The 12,932-nt window shown below is 35.8% G+C and carries 8 protein-coding genes; 3 read left to right on the top strand and 5 right to left on the bottom strand.

The features are described from left to right. Positions 1-30: 30 nt before the first annotated feature. The gene (gene mgtE, locus Q8S11_RS07690; protein WP_305661503.1) at positions 31-1,380 is read left to right on the top strand and encodes a magnesium transporter; all 1,350 of its coding nucleotides are present in this window, start codon (positions 31-33) and stop codon (positions 1,378-1,380) included. A 73-nt stretch (positions 1,381-1,453) separates the two neighbouring features. Continuing rightward, the gene (gene bioB / locus Q8S11_RS07685) at positions 1,454-2,443 is read left to right on the top strand and encodes a biotin synthase BioB (RefSeq protein WP_305661502.1); all 990 of its coding nucleotides are present in this window, start codon (positions 1,454-1,456) and stop codon (positions 2,441-2,443) included. A 32-nt stretch (positions 2,444-2,475) separates the two neighbouring features. Here bioB and Q8S11_RS07680 read toward each other — a convergent pair whose 3' ends face one another. Beyond that, complete coding sequence (locus Q8S11_RS07680) at positions 2,476-4,605, bottom strand: FUSC family membrane protein (RefSeq protein ID WP_305661501.1); 2,130 nt, start codon at positions 4,603-4,605, stop codon at positions 2,476-2,478. 1,508 nt (positions 4,606-6,113) lie between these two features. On the opposite strand from Q8S11_RS07680, the gene Q8S11_RS07675 reads away from it, so the two are divergent. Continuing rightward, positions 6,114-7,457 (top strand): PhoH family protein, encoded by a 1,344-nt coding sequence (locus tag Q8S11_RS07675; RefSeq protein ID WP_305661500.1) that lies wholly within the window; start codon positions 6,114-6,116, stop codon positions 7,455-7,457. Positions 7,458-7,536: 79 nt separating this feature from the next. Here Q8S11_RS07675 and Q8S11_RS07670 read toward each other — a convergent pair whose 3' ends face one another. The 4 genes from Q8S11_RS07670 to gyrA form a co-directional block, all read right to left on the bottom strand. After that, positions 7,537-7,737 carry a cold-shock protein gene (locus Q8S11_RS07670; RefSeq protein ID WP_276362073.1) on the bottom strand — a complete coding sequence of 67 codons (201 nt, stop codon included), beginning with the start codon at positions 7,735-7,737 and terminating at the stop codon, positions 7,537-7,539. Positions 7,738-7,992: 255 nt separating this feature from the next. Then, entirely contained in the window at positions 7,993-9,168 is a 1,176-nt protein-coding gene (locus Q8S11_RS07665) for a lipopolysaccharide assembly protein LapB (protein WP_305661499.1), read from the bottom strand. A 4-nt stretch (positions 9,169-9,172) separates the two neighbouring features. Beyond that, positions 9,173-10,291 (bottom strand): lipopolysaccharide assembly protein LapB, encoded by a 1,119-nt coding sequence (locus Q8S11_RS07660; protein WP_305661498.1) that lies wholly within the window; start codon positions 10,289-10,291, stop codon positions 9,173-9,175. A gap of 6 nt (positions 10,292-10,297) precedes the next feature. Next, positions 10,298-12,853, bottom strand: coding sequence for a DNA gyrase subunit A (gyrA, locus tag Q8S11_RS07655; RefSeq protein WP_305661497.1), 2,556 nt, complete (start codon positions 12,851-12,853; stop codon positions 10,298-10,300). Between the last annotated feature and the right edge of the window lie 79 nt (positions 12,854-12,932).

Raw genomic sequence — 12,932 nt, 5'->3', positions numbered from 1 at the left:
TTTCTCATCTCTATTACCTACTTTTATAATATGCAGTCTTTCGAATTAGATAAAACAGACCTTATTAAGATCAAGCGGGCACTTGAACAGGATGACTTGGTGTTGAAAGAACTCATATCTGAATACCATACTTCAGAAATAGCTATACTTTTTGAAAGTTTACCCCAGGAATCAAGAGAGCGTATAATTAGTATTTTGCCTGCAGAACTTGCATCTGAAGTTATTTCTGAAATGGATGCAGAATTTCATCCTGAAAGATTGCTTGAAAACCTGCACCCTGACCGGCGTTCAGAAATTGTTGAAGAGCTTGATTATGATGATGCTACCGATATTATCAGCCAATTACCGGAAGATCAGCAGCAGGAAATACTTCTGGGACTTGATGAAGAGGATGCCTCAAACATCCGCTCCCTGCTAAAATACGAGGAAGATACTGCCGGGGGCCTGATGAATACTCAGGTTATTAAGATCCATGAAGATTTGCAAAAAAAAGAAGCCATTGAAGAAATTATTCGCCAGTCGGAAGAGATGGAAGAGTTCTATACTATCAATGTAATTGATAAACACAATATTTTAAAGGGTATTGTTTCATTAAAGGATATAATAAAAGCCAGAAATAATGTCAATATCAGTCAATTAATTATTTCTGATTTTGTTTATGTTAAGGCAGATACAGATCAGGAAGAGGTAGCCAAATTAATTTCTCAATATAACTTAACCAGCATTCCTGTCGTTGATGATCAGATGCATCTGCTTGGACGAATAACTTTTGATGATGTGATTGATGTTATGGAAGAAGAAAATACGGAAGATATATTGAAAATATCCGGTGTATCCGAGGATGAAGAGCTTGCAGGTAACTGGAAAGAAGCGGTAAAAAGTCGTTTACCATGGCTTGTAATAAATCTTGGTACAGCCTTTCTTGCAGCCTCTATCATACGCTATTATGAAAGTGTAATTGCAGGCTTGGGTTTACTGGCAGGCTATATGATTATTATTGCAGGAATGGGTGGAAATGCTGCTACTCAGGCACTTGCAGTAACAGTAAGACGTATTTCACTGAATGACCTTACTGATAATCAGGCTTACAGAACAGTATTAAAGGAATTTACTGTCGGATTGATCAATGGAGCGGTGATTGGCAGTATAATATTTCTTTTTGCATTGCTTTATGACCATAATACGATGTTAGGTCTTGTAATCTTTATTGCAATGACCGGAAACCTCGTAATAGCAGGAATTTCAGGATCAGCAATTCCTCTAATTCTCAAAAGAGTGGGGATAGACCCAGCCGTGGCATCTTCAATCATTATTACAACATTTACCGATGTTTTTGGCTTCCTGATTTTATTAGGTTTAGCGAGTAACCTTTTACTCTGATTTCTATAATTTACATTTTCAGGCTGCTAATTTTATTCTAAATTTGTTTTGCCCAAACACATGCCCAATCAATATGACCGAGATTAGAAATAACTGGACAAAAGAAGAAATAGCAGAGATATATCACAGCCCGCTACTCGATTTAATTTACAATGCCGCAACTGTTCACAGAGAAAACAAAGATTATTCAGAAGTTCAGATTAGTAGTCTATTATCTATAAAGACGGGTGGCTGTCCGGAGGATTGTGCATATTGTCCGCAGGCTGCAAGGTATCAGACTGATCTTGAAGTTCAGGCGCTTATGTCAGTTGAACAAGTAACCGAAGCAGCAAAAAAAGCTAAAGATGCAGGTGCATCCCGTTTATGTATGGGTGCTGCATGGCGGGAAGTAAGGGATAACAGGGATTTTGATCGTGTGATTGAAATGGTTAGCTCAGTTAATGCTCTGGAAATGGAAGTTTGTTGTACTTTGGGAATGCTTTCTGAATCTCAGGCACAGCGTTTGGCAGATGCCGGTCTTTATGCCTATAACCATAATCTGGACACATCGGAAGACGATTATAAGCGTATTATCACTACAAGAACTTACGAAGATCGCTTAAAAACAATTGATCATGCGAGAAAAGCTAAGCTCACCGTTTGCAGTGGTGGAATAATAGGCCTTGGCGAAACAGTCAACGACCGTATTGCAATGCTAAAAACCTTATCAAATATGTCAAAACATCCCGAGTCTGTACCAGTTAATGCACTTGTTCCTGTTAAGGGAACACCATTGGCTGATCAACCCAGGGTTTCAATTTGGGAGATGGTTCGAATGATAGCTACTGCACGTATTATTATGCCCAAAACTGTAGTACGTTTGTCTGCAGGTAGAACGGAAATGAGCTTAACTGATCAGGCTTTATGTTTTATGGCCGGTGCAAATTCAATTTTTGCCGGCGATAAATTACTGACCACACCAAATCCGGCATTTAGTGAAGACATGAAAATGTTTGAAATACTAGGCCTGAAACCCCGTGAAGCATTCAAATATGGTCGAAAAGAGAAACAGACTGAAATATAATTCAAGAGGGGTTTACCCATTTTTTCTATTTTCTATACCTGATTTTGACCAATCTTTTGGAGATCAATAATCAATTTATTCACCAGTTCAAGCTGCTCTGATAACAAATCTGATTCATTAGATTTTTTATACAGATATTTTGAGTCGGATCCATTGATTTCAATATCTTCTAATTCCACATCTTTCATACTTTTTATTACTTCAGATAAAGTATATAAAGATCTTTTAATCAGTTTAATATGATAATCATTTACTTCTAAAGAGCTCTTCTGCAGCAGGGTAGTCATTAACGTAGCTGTGTAGGAAGACAACATGTGATTCAGGACAACAAATTTATGAAGTTCCTTACTGTTTTGCTGTTTACTTTTCGGTTCTGAGAGCATTCTCTGAAAAGCACTGCCCAGATTGGCTGAACTTACATAAACATTCTTTCGCGCCAATTTATAGGCAGTTATATCTATCTCATTTCCTGAAAGAAGACTGGCAACCTTTTGAAGGTATTGATAATTCGCAATCAGGATTTCCCCCATAAAGTACTTAAAATTATGAGACTCCCAGTTAGGAAGTACAAGGTAGCTGGCAGACAATGCTATAAAGGATCCAATAAAAGTATCAATGATTCTTTCCTGAGCTAAATTGATATTATTCTCGCCCATAAAACTAAATAGAATCAGAATGTAAGGTGTCATGAAAAGAACACTTACAACATAATTAAGTCTTTGAAAACTATAAGCAGCGACCATAAATATAAGCAGGAATACAAATAAAGCAGTTTGATCCTTTATAGAATAGAGAATAAGTGCACCGGCAATTCCTCCGATAATAGTACCAATCAGTCGTTCGATGTTTCTTTGTTTAGTCAGACTGTAAGCCGGTTTAAGAAGAACAAGAATTGTTAGCAGGATCCAATAACTATGGTAACCCACAGGGAACAGCTTAGAAACCAGGTAACCGAAGAGACACATAAGTGCTACACGGACTGAATGCCGAAAGATGGATGATTTCGGACTGAGGTTCTCTTTCAGAATCTTGAAATCAAAATTTTGATGTGAAACAAACTTACTCAAATCGACCTCGTTTTTTATTTCCTGTCCTGATAAATGCTTTTGACTAAAAATGGTATAAATTTTATCTACGCGACTGACCATATTTCGAATGTTGATCAGAATCTTTTTAAGCACAAAAGCATTAGTCCCGGTTTCTTCAACTTTATCGATACAGATTTTTAACCTTTCAAGCTCAGATTTGAAGTTTGTTAGCCGCTGTGGCATTTCATTACTAATAATATAATAACTTAAATTTTCAAGCTCCTCTGAAAGTTTAATTATGATGGATCTGAATTCCTTCAGCGATTTCGATTTTCCATAAGTTTTATGAAGGGTTTGGTAATCATAATGAGTTGCCATAGTTTGTTCAAACAAATCTATAATGTCAACAAATACAAGAATAAGCAGTCTCCCCATTAAAGTTGACTCTTTTACCAACAGCCTGGTTTTGAACAATAATTCCCTGACAGAGTCCTGTTGCTCATGTACGATTACCTGCTGAGATATCAATTTTTTATAGTTTTCGTCAAAATCTGTTTCATTATCATAAAAATCAGCCTTTAGCCTTACATATTCTGCGACCTCCCGGATACATTCACCCATGGCCTGTTGGGCAAGTCTGTATGGCCTGAACTGTGCAAGGGAGAGACTAAGTAACATATACCATATACCACCAGATAAAATATACAGGGCATGCCCTAAAGCTCCCTGTGAAGCTGTTACATCATGGTCTATTGACAGAATCATTACAAGTAATGCAGCCATTCCAATTGAAGATGCACGGTTCCCATAAAGAGAAAACATGGAATAAAAGAAACATAAAATAAGTATTTCCAAACCAATGAGGAAAGGGTACTTATTTATAGAACCGGTTAATAATGTTGTAAGAAAAATTAAAATACTACAAAAAAGCATTCCATTTCGCTTATGTGTAATTGGGCCTTGATTATCTGCAATGCTAACACAAAATGCTCCCAATGAAATTGTTAACCCTAAAGAAGGTTGATCCAATTGAAAAAAAACCAAAGAGGGGAGAAGTACACCAAACGTTATACGTAATCCTTCTGAAAAGTACTGGCTGAAAATAAATGTTTTAATCTCCCGGGATTGTTTCATTACAGTAAAGCCCAGATAAATTCTGAGTGTTTAACAAAAATACCTATTCTGAACGATTTAAGATTGGCATATAGGCTAAATAGAACTTTAATAAGAACGAGTAATGATCTGATTTTCCATGGATGATTTTTAATGTTTTGCTGTCCGGAATCTGAAATCAGAATATTTGTCATGGATTATATACTCAATAAAACAAACAAATGTGGAATATTAACCTGGCTAAAAATGTTGATTACTCAATCAATCTATAATTAAATTAGAAATACATCCAATAGCAATAGAAAATGAGAAGCAGTTACTGTTAATAACAGTTGAATTTATGTTAAAACTTTGTTAATAAATAACATCATAATTATTTGCATAGTTTTACACTGGTTGCTACATTAGTGTTAATAAGAACGAAGTATTTTGACAGCCTGAAAAAAATCCTTAAAATCTATTAGTCCTCGGACTTCTAAAGATTCAGGATAGAATAAACAAAGTCTGTACAACACAATATCGAAAGATAGAGTGTTTAAAGACTGAGTTCCAAAAGACAGGTATTACTTAATTCGCATACAATTCACGGATTGCCTGCAAATATGAGTAAGAAGTTACGGGTACCCGAGTCTGAAAAGGCAAAGGACAACGAACTGGTTAAATTCTGAAAGCTTATGCTTTTGAGCGATTAAGGTCGCAAAAAAAGTTGAAACGGGAGCCCGAATCGCAAGAGGAAGGTTCCCGTTTTCTTTTGTAAACAAAGCAAAAGTATCGGATCAGGGATCAGGTTCAATAGTTATGTAGATCGGATCAAAAAACCTTAATCTGTAGTCAGCCCAATTGGTAATCTCTATTTTTCCAGCAAATTTATTTCCAAAGTTTTTTCCTTATTTTAAACTTGAATTCAATTTTCAGGGAAGAAACCAGCTCGTTGTTATTCCTTTTCTAATTCTGTTGTTAATAAAATTAAAAATATTAAATGTCAATAAGTCAATATTTTTATTTTAACAACCTGAAATAAAGTTGATTACAAAATATTTTATGTTGAAAAAGTACCTCAAAAAGTTAATAAAGTGTGAGGAATTTTGTAACGGTTTCACTTGACAAACGGGGTTTTGTTCGTATATTAGTATTGTTAAGTCGGAAGTACTTTGATAGCCTGAAACAATATCCTTAAAATCCGAAGCCCCCGGGCTTCATCAGATTTTGGATAATTTAATTTTCAATTCAGACCGGAAATCGTGAGATCATGGCTGGAGGACAAGATCGAAAAGACAGGCATTACCTATTTTGCAGACGTTCTACGGAACGGATGTGATGATAAAGTAATAAGTTTCGGATGCTGAAAGTTTGAAAAGACTGAAGAGACGTACTGATCATAGTAATGAAAACTTAATACTTTTGAGCAATTACGGTTGCGAAAAAAGTGAAAACGGAGATCCGAATCGCAAGAAGAAGGTCTCCGTTTTCGTTTTTACATAATTTGGGTTCTCCATTCAGATTCGGGCAAATTTCTTTATTTTTGATCAATGGCGAAAGATAATAATACAGTTTCTGACAAAAAGATCTTTGTTCTGGATACCTCAGTTATTCTATATGATCATAATGCATTCCAGAATTTCCAGGAACATGATGTAGCCATTCCGATACAGGTTTTAGAGGAGCTTGATAATCTAAAAAGTGGCAATGACACCAGAAATTATGAAGCAAGAAGCTTTATCAGGCTAATGGATGAACTTTCCAGAAATAAGTTAATCAATCAATGGTCACCATTAAAAGGAAAGGGCAGGGGAAGCTATAAGGTTGTAATGGACGATATTCCAATGCAAGTTAATGCTGAAAAGATTTTCGGAGAAGGTAAATTTGACCATCGTATCCTCAATTCTGCCCTTAGTTTACAGGAACAATTCCCGCAAAAAAAAATAGTGCTCGTGTCAAAAGACATTTGCCTCCGTTTAAAAGCAAAAGCACTCAATCTGTATTCTGAAGATTATCAAACGGGTAAGATCAAAAATGTTGAGGAATTATATACCGGTAAAACTGTAGAAGAGAAAGTGTCCAATAAGCTGATAGACGAAATAATAAGAAAAAAAAGTATTCCCGTTTCAATTTCTGGGATAAAGACAAATCACGAGAATCATTTTTTCATACTAAATGGCAGGAATAAAACTGCTGCAGCTTACTATAATCCAAGAAAAAAGGAACTGGAATATATACCGCATCAATCTGTCTATAATATTGAACCCAGAAATCCTGAACAGGCATTTGCCATTCATGCTTTATTAAACCCAGAGATTAAACTAGTGACAATTCAGGGAAATGCCGGTACAGGAAAAACCTTACTTGCATTGGCAAGCGCACTGGAACGGAGAAAAAATTACCGTCAGATATTTGTTACAAGACCAATAGTTCCTCTAAGCAATAAAGACATTGGATTTCTTCCTGGGGATATTAAGTCAAAGATAGACCCATATATGGCTCCAATATGGGACAATTTAAAATTTATTAAGGATCAGCTGGTTGATGAAAAGGCTCAGGACAAAATAGATGAACTGGTTTCAAATGAAAAAATTTCAATTGCTCCACTAGCCTATATAAGAGGAAGAACACTCACAAAAATTTTCTTTATTGTGGATGAAGCTCAGAATCTTACTCCACATGAGATTAAGACTATTATTTCAAGAGCCGGAGAAGATACAAAAATTGTTTTTACCGGTGATATATATCAAATCGATACACCATACCTGGATGCTGAAAGTAATGGTTTGTCCTATCTGATAGATAAGGCTAAGAATCACCCCTTATATGCGCATATTACTCTTCAGAAGGGCGAACGCAGTGAATTGGCTAATCTTGCTAATGAATTATTATAGCTGTTTTTAAGAATAGCCTGAAAACAAGAAAAGCATATCTCACGACATGCTTTTCTTTGTTAAAATGGTTTATGTTGATTTAGTAAACAACTTTCACATTAACAGCGTTAAGGCCTTTTTTGCCACGCTCAACTTCGTATTGAACTTTATCGTTTTCACGAATTTGATCAATTAGACCAGATGAATGAACGAATACATCCTCATCACCTGATTCTGCGGGTACGATAAACCCGAATCCTTTAGTTTCATTAAAAAACTTTACTGTACCTTCTTTTTGCATTGTGTTATTTATTAATATAATATCAAAGGTACTCAAATAGATTGAAACAATTAAATTATTTTTTTTAGTTCCTCATTATAATCAATTCATGAAGCATCTAATTTAATACCTGGTTTTCATAATATAATTACTTGTCTTATAATTAATATTATGTTAAATAGATTTTCACTACATCACTATTAGAATTCAATATGATTAAAACAAAAAAAGCCTAAACAGTTCCCTGTTTAGGCTAGATCTTATCAATTAATGATTTTAAAGGCTGTCTAGGATAGCTGTGATTTCATTAACCTTATCCTGATTCTTCTTAATTATATAATAGGTCTTCAGGTTTTCAAGGGCTATACGGGATTTAGGATCTAATTCAATGGATTTAGTTAAAAAAGGAAGTGCCTTTTCAAGCTCTGCATCACCGAGCTTAATCATTGCCTCGTATTCCTTTTGCTGATTTTGAGGTAACTGGTTTGCTTGGGTATAAAAAGTTATACCTTTATTTAAAACAATACCTCCAATATTAGTATTTGCATCAGCAAAGTTGGGATCAATCTTCAATGCCTCTAAATAAGCCTCCTCTGCTTTAGATGATTCTCCAATAGTACTGTAAGCAATACCTAAATAATATGGATATAATTTATTTCCAGGATTTTTTTGTGACTGCTCAGTAATTTTAGTTATAACTTCCTTCTGTTTACCTGACATTAGACTTAGTTCAATCTCCTGTGTTGCCAACTGGGTGTCATTATACTTTGTTGCACCTTCGGATGCCACTGCAATTGCTCTTGCAGTATCACCCTCCATCGTATATAGACGGGATAAATCAAGATATATTTGATTATTAGCCGAAAAATTGGTCTTAATCAATGACTCATAACTTTGAATTCCTGCCTTGTAATTTTTGGAATTAATAGCCGATAATCCTGCATAATATGTAATGGTAGTATCGCCGGGGCGGTAGTTCAAAGCATTATTGAACGCAGTGTAAGCATCAGCAAAATTACTTGTTTGATAGGCCTTGACACCTTGATTTAGTTCATACTGACTAAAAATTGTAGAATTTGCATTTTCAAGATTAGCCTTATTATCACCAGCTTTGTCTAGTTCCTTTGCTTTTTTATGTGCGACCTTAGCCTCTTCCATTAGTGGTTTTGATGTCTCCGGCACTGTATCTAATAAAGCAAGTTCGCCATAGATAAGTGATTTGTAGGTCCATGCAGCAGGATCTTCAAGCGTTTTAGCATGCACAACTGCCTTATCAATGGATGTTTTTGCATTCTTAAGATTCGGGATTGCCAGCAACATTGAGTTGGCATCTTTTAATCCCAAAAACTTTTCATAATTAGTTCTGGCACTAGATACTTCCCCTTTCTGTGCAAAAACCATAAGGGAGGAGCCTGAAAATACAGCAGCCAAAATGAAAGATTTAATTTTCATGTTTTTAATTTAATTTGAGTTGGTTTATTCTATTGTTAATTTTTTGTAATTCTGTTTTTTCACCTGTATTCTTGTATAATATTGATAATGAAGTGAGTGTTTTTAATTCATTAGGATCAATTTCATTAGCTTTATTTAAATAATATTTTGAAATATACATCATACCACTCTGCTCCTTATCTTTAAGATATTGATTAAGATAAAGCAATCCTAACGCAAAATTCGCTTCATAATTATTCGGGTTGATAGTTAAAATTACTTTATAATGCTCTTCAGCTTTCGCCACATCACCAGTCATTTCATGCGAAAACCCTGCCAGATAGTTCAAATTGATGTTATTCTCATCTAATTTAAGTGCCTGACTTGTAAATTTAATTATTTCCTGATAATCATTTTTTATCAATAAAATATTCAAAAGTTTAAAAACAAGATCACGATTTGCAGGATATTGTCTGCTTCCCTCGGTTAATATCCTAACCGTATTTTTTTCATCATTTAACGACTCATACAAATTCGCCAGCATCATAAAATACTCCGGCTTGGGTCGTTTAACAATTAATTTCTCATAATATCCAACAGATCTAAAATAGTTACCAGTTTCCTGACTAAGAAGTGCAAGGTTGTGTGTAACAGAAATATTGTCCTGATCAATTGTATCGAGGATAGTAAAATATTTCAAAGCCTGGGAATAGTCCCGGTTTTTGAAGCTGGTATTTGCCCTGTATAAATAGGTTAGTTTTATCTGATTTTCGATGTATAAAATCTGATCTTTGACGTCTTCTGCAAATTTGGAGCCATACACCTTCTTCATTGAAAACAGAGTTTCCTCTAAAGGATCCTTCTTATAGGTATATTTTAAATTTGAGTCTACCCTGGCAAGCGTAGCATAAACTAAACTTCTTACAAGGTTATTTCGGAAGGCTGCAGAATCGGATTTAGTTTTATAAGAATTGTCTATTTGCTTACGGGCATTTTCAAGATTCTTTATATCCCTGGTAGAAGAATATTGAGCAAAACTATTCATTGCCTCTTTTAGAATAAGAGCCTGATTCCGGGTCTGTGCATTAGCACTAAAAAGAATCAGAAGAGAATTGAATAAAAGAAGTATATATACCTTATTCATGCCTTATTATTCAGTTTCCGGACCCTGTTCTTCTGGGTTCAAATCAATGTCAGTTTCATTCTCTGTAGTTTCTGTGTCATCAGCTTCCTCATCTTCGTGTTCAACTTTTGCAATGGATGCGATAGAATCATCCCCTTTAAATGTGATCAGGCGAACTCCTTGAGTGGCACGACCCATTACTCGCAAATCACTCACCCCTATTCTGATAACAATTCCTGATTTATTAATGATCATCAGATCATCAATGTCTGTCACATCTTTAATAGCAACCAGTTCACCGGTTTTTTCAGTAACATTGATTGTTTTTACACCTTTTCCTCCCCTATTGGTTACGCGATAATCATCGATATCAGTACGCTTGCCATATCCCTTTTCAGAAACAACTAAAACAGTTACTTCCGGATTGTTAACACTAATCATACCAACAACTTCATCATTAACATTGGCCAGTGTAATTCCCCGCACTCCCGTAGCAGTACGACCCATTGGACGAACCGTAGATTCATTAAATCTGATGGCCCTTCCAGAACGCAAAGCCATCACGATTTCACTTGTTCCGGTTGTTAAACATGCTTCAAGCAGTTGATCACCCTCATTTATATTAATAGCATTGATTCCGTTTGCTCTTGGGCGTGAATAAGCTTCAAGGGAAGTCTTTTTGATCGTGCCCTTCTTAGTGCACATGATTATAAAGTTATTTTCAAGGTAATCCTGATCTTTCAGGTTAACTACTTTAATATAAGCTTTTATATTCTCTTCTTTTGGAATATTAATTACATTCTGTATGGCTCTACCTTTACTGGTTCGGGTTCCTTCAGGAATCTCAAACACCCTTAACCAGAAACATTTACCTGTTTCAGTAAAGAAAAGCATGTAGTTATGATTTGTGGCGATCAGAATATGTTCAATAAAATCCTTATCTCTGGATTGGGAACCCATTGATCCTTTTCCACCTCTGCCCTGTTTACGGTATTCAGTTAAAGGTGTTCGTTTAATATATCCTTCATGAGATATAGTAATAACAACTTCTTCGTCAACGATAAAATCCTCCATCCGCATATCCTCTGCTGAATGTGTGATCGAAGTACGTCGCTCATCCCCGAATTTATCACGTATCTCCGTTAATTCATCAGTAATAATCTGCATACGTAAGCCTTCATCCGCCAAAACTGATTTCAAATACTCTATGGTATTCATTAACTCAGCATATTCTTCTTTGATCTTATCCCGTTCGAGACCTGTTAAACGACGGAGAGTCATGTCAAGAATAGCTCTTGCCTGAATATCCGATAGACTGAAGCTATCCATTAAGCTAATGCGCGCGTCATCTGGACTATTTGAAGCGCGGATTAACTTAATAACCTCATCCAGATGATCAAGTGCAATTAATAACCCTTCAAGGATATGAGCTCTTTTCTCGGCTTCGGCAAGGTCAAATTTAGTCCTGCGTATTACAACCTCGTGACGATGATCAACAAAATGCCTGATCAGATCTTTGAGATTTAACATCATCGGACGACCATTCACCAGGGCAATATTATTGACACTAAAAGATGTTTGAAGCGCGGTATATTTAAAGAGGTTATTCAATACAACTGAGGCATTGGCATCACGTTTGATTTCATAAACGATGCGCATTCCATCTCTGTCAGACTCATCCCTGATTTCAGAAATCCCCTCTATTTTTTTATCATTAACAAGACCGGCAGTTTGCTCGATCATATTTGCTTTGTTAACCTGATATGGAATTTCGTTTACTATTATACGTTCGCGATCGCCCTTATGTAGTTCAATTTCAGCTTTAGCACGCATAACAATTCTGCCTCTGCCTGTTTCAAATGCTTCCTGAACTCCGGAATAACCATAGATAATACCACCGGTTGGGAAATCAGGGGCTTTAACATACTGCATTAAATCAGCAATAGTAACATCTTTATTTTCAATGTAAGCTATGGTGGCATTAACTACCTCAGTTAAATTATGTGGTGGCATATTTGTAGCCATTCCCACTGCAATACCTGAAGCACCATTGACCAGTAAATTTGGAATACGAGATGGAAGAACAGTAGGTTCCTGCAGTGTATCATCAAAATTAAGCTGAAAATCAACTGTTTCCTTATTGATATCAGCCAGCATTTCTTCTGCAAGCTTTTTTAATCTTGCCTCTGTATAACGCATTGCTGCAGGTGAATCTCCATCAATGGACCCAAAGTTACCTTGCCCGTCAACCATTGGATAACGCAAACTCCAGTCCTGAGCCATACGAACCATCGCAAAATAAACTGAAGAATCACCATGCGGATGATATTTACCTAAAACATCCCCTACAATACGAGCTGATTTCTTATGAGGCTTGGTACTAGTTACTCCAAGATCAAGCATTCCATAGAGTACACGGCGATGTACTGGCTTAAGACCATCACGAACATCCGGCAAGGCACGGGAAACAATAACAGACATCGAATAATCGATGTATGCTGACTTCATTTCCTCCTCTATATTAATTGGTATTATTCTATCGTTCTGGGGTACCAAATTATCGTTTTCTGTATCTTCAGCCATGTTTTACCTAAATTCTGATTAATTAATTTTAATATTAAAACAGTAATAACTATCTGTTAAAATAAAACCGCTTTTTAGC

This window comes from Daejeonella sp. (assembly GCF_030695525.1).
In the GTDB taxonomy this organism is placed as follows: Bacteria; Bacteroidota; Bacteroidia; order Sphingobacteriales; family Sphingobacteriaceae; genus Daejeonella.
This window is presented reverse-complemented; position numbering and strand designations above follow the sequence as displayed.

What these genes read in the sequence shown, in the direction of transcription:
- Q8S11_RS07665 (WP_305661499.1), bottom strand. Translation starts at nt 9,168, where the DNA reads ATGAAAATTAAATCTTTCATTTTGGCTGCTGTATTTTCAGGCTCCTCC.
- gyrA (WP_305661497.1), bottom strand. Translation starts at nt 12,853, where the DNA reads ATGGCTGAAGATACAGAAAACGATAATTTGGTACCCCAGAACGATAGA.
- Q8S11_RS07670 (WP_276362073.1), bottom strand. Translation starts at nt 7,737, where the DNA reads ATGCAAAAAGAAGGTACAGTAAAGTTTTTTAATGAAACTAAAGGATTC.
- Q8S11_RS07675 (WP_305661500.1), top strand. Translation starts at nt 6,114, where the DNA reads ATGGCGAAAGATAATAATACAGTTTCTGACAAAAAGATCTTTGTTCTG.
- bioB (WP_305661502.1), top strand. Translation starts at nt 1,454, where the DNA reads ATGACCGAGATTAGAAATAACTGGACAAAAGAAGAAATAGCAGAGATA.
- mgtE (WP_305661503.1), top strand. Translation starts at nt 31, where the DNA reads ATGCAGTCTTTCGAATTAGATAAAACAGACCTTATTAAGATCAAGCGG.
- Q8S11_RS07680 (WP_305661501.1), bottom strand. Translation starts at nt 4,605, where the DNA reads ATGAAACAATCCCGGGAGATTAAAACATTTATTTTCAGCCAGTACTTT.
- Q8S11_RS07660 (WP_305661498.1), bottom strand. Translation starts at nt 10,291, where the DNA reads ATGAATAAGGTATATATACTTCTTTTATTCAATTCTCTTCTGATTCTT.